Raw genomic sequence first — 2,591 nt, forward strand, 5'->3', positions numbered from 1 at the left:
CGCGCTTCTTGCCGTTGACCTGCACCGGCAGCACGATCTCGTTGTCGACGACCAGAGCCGGATCGTAGGCCGGCCAGGGCCGCTCGGCGACGAGCTCGGAACCACCCAGCGCCTCCCAGCATTCCTCGGCCAGATGCGGCATGACCGGCGCGATGATATGCACCAGGATCTCGACAGCCTCGCGGCAGGCCCCTTTCAGCGCGGCGTCGGCCTTGCCTTCGGCGACATCGTTGAGCGGTGTCGCCAGCGCATTGGCGAGTTCATAGATACGGGCGATCGCGCGGTTGAAGCCGAGCTTCTCGATGTCCTCGCCGACAGCTTTCAGGATCTTGTGCGCGGCTTTGGAAACTGCACCCGCCTCGCCTTCCTTCGCCGCTGCCGGCTTTGCGTCCGCAAGTGATTCGGCGGCGATCTGCACCAGGCGCCAGATGCGCTGGACGAAGCGGTGCGCGCCGGCAGCGCCGTCGTCGGTCCATTCGACGTCGCGCTCGGGCGGCGAGTCCGACAGCATGAACCAGCGCGCGGTGTCGGCGCCGTAGCCGTCGGTGATCTCTTCCGGGCTCACCGTGTTCTTCTTCGACTTCGACATCTTCTCGAGCGGACCGACCGCCACCTCTTCGCCGGTGGCGATATCGACAGCGCGACGCTTGCCGTCGACGTCCTCGATCCGGACCTCGCTCGGCGACAACCAGCGACCGTTGGTCGAGGAGCCGCCGACGCGGTAGGTCTCGTGCACCACCATGCCTTGCGTGAACAGGCCCTTGAACGGCTCGGCCAGATTGAGATGACCAGTCTCGCGCATGGCGCGGGTGAAGAAGCGCGAATAGAGCAGGTGCAGGATCGCGTGCTCGATGCCGCCGATATACTGGTCGACCGCCAGCCATTCATCGGCTGCCCTCGGCTCCGTCGGCTCGTTCGCCCAGGGCGCGGTGAAGCGTGCGAAATACCAGGACGAGTCGACGAAGGTGTCCATCGTATCGGTCTCGCGGCGCGCGTCGGCGCCGCATTGCGGGCATTTCACGTGCCGCCAGGTCGGGTGGCGGTCAAGCGGGTTGCCCGGACGGTCGAACTCGATGTCGTCGGGCAGCCTGACCGGCAGGTCCGCCTTCGGCACCGGCACCACGCCGCAGGCCTCGCAGTGGATCATCGGGATCGGGCAGCCCCAGTAGCGCTGCCGCGAGATGCCCCAGTCGCGCAGGCGGAAATTCACCTTGCGCTCCGCCATCGGCCGGCCGCCGATTATTTTCTCTTCCAAAAGCTTCGCAACTTCGTTGAAAGCCCTTTCCGGCTTCATGCCGTCGAGGAAGCGCGAATTGATCATCACGCCGTCATCGACAAAGGCCTCCTCGATGATCTGGAACGTCTTGGCGTCGGCATCTTCCGGCATCACCACCGGGATCACCGGCAGTCCGTATTTGTTGGCGAAGTCGAGGTCGCGCTGGTCTCCCGACGGACAGCCGAAGATGGCGCCGGTGCCGTATTCCATCAGCACGAAATTGGCGACATAGACCGGCAGCGTCCAGCTGTCGTCGAACGGATGGACGACGCGGATGCCGGTGTCGAAGCCCTTCTTCTCGGCCGTCTCCAGTGCCGCCACCGAGGTGCCCATGTGACGGACCTCGTCGATGAACTTGGCCAGCTCGACATTGGTCTCGGCGGCCTTCCTGGCCAGCGGATGGTCGGCGGCGACCGCCATGAAGGAGGCGCCGAAGATCGTGTCCGGCCTGGTCGTGTAGACTTCCAGTTCGTGCGCGTCGCCGACCGGCGCCGCCAGCGGCCAGCGGATCAGCAGCCCTTCCGAACGGCCGATCCAGTTGTGCTGCATCAGCTTGACCTTTTCCGGCCACTCCTCGAGCCGGCCGAGTGAGTCCAGCAGGTCCTGGGCGAAATCGGTGATCTTGAAGAACCACTGCGTCAGCTCGCGCTGCTCGACGAGCGCGCCCGAGCGCCAGCCGCGGCCGTCGATGACCTGCTCGTTGGCGAGCACGGTCATGTCTTCCGGATCCCAGTTCACCTTGGAGGACTTGCGCGTCACCAGGCCCTTCTCGACAAAGTCGAGGAACAGCATCTGCTGGCGGTGATAGTAGTCGACGTCGCAGGTGGCGAACTCGCGCGCCCAGTCCAGCGACAGGCCCATCATCTTGAGCTGCTCGCGCATGACGGCGATGTTCTCGTAGGTCCAGTCCTTCGGATGGACCTTGTTCTGCATGGCCGCGTTCTCGGCCGGCATGCCGAAGGCGTCCCAGCCCATCGGGTGCAGCACGTTGAAGCCCTTGGCGCGCTTGTAGCGCGCCACCACATCGCCCATCGTATAGTTGCGCGTGTGGCCGATATGGATCTTCCCCGATGGATAGGGGAACATCTCGAGCACGTAGTATTTCGGCTTCGGATCGTCGTTCCTGGCCTCGAACAGCTTCTTTTCGGCCCAGGCCTTCTGCCATTTGGGCTCTGACGTGCGCGGATTGTATCGTTCGGTTGCCATCGGATGTTTTTCACTTAAAAGCAGGCACGAGGCGCCGGACAATGGCCGGCGGCCGGGAAATGTCGTCGCGGTGTTCACCATGGATTGCCGGACCCGTCAACTGTGGCGA

At 64.4% G+C, this 2,591-nt stretch carries 1 protein-coding gene; it reads right to left on the reverse strand.

Annotated features, from left to right (window positions below; translation table 11 throughout):
* A partial coding sequence (leuS, locus tag Q0L57_RS12245) for a leucine--tRNA ligase (protein ID WP_296742974.1) occupies positions 1-2,482 on the reverse strand: 2,482 nt, incomplete at its 3' end.
* Positions 2,483-2,591: the final 109 nt, after the last annotated feature.

This window comes from Mesorhizobium sp. (genome assembly GCF_024509055.1).
Taxonomy (GTDB): Bacteria; Pseudomonadota; Alphaproteobacteria; order Rhizobiales; family Rhizobiaceae; genus Mesorhizobium.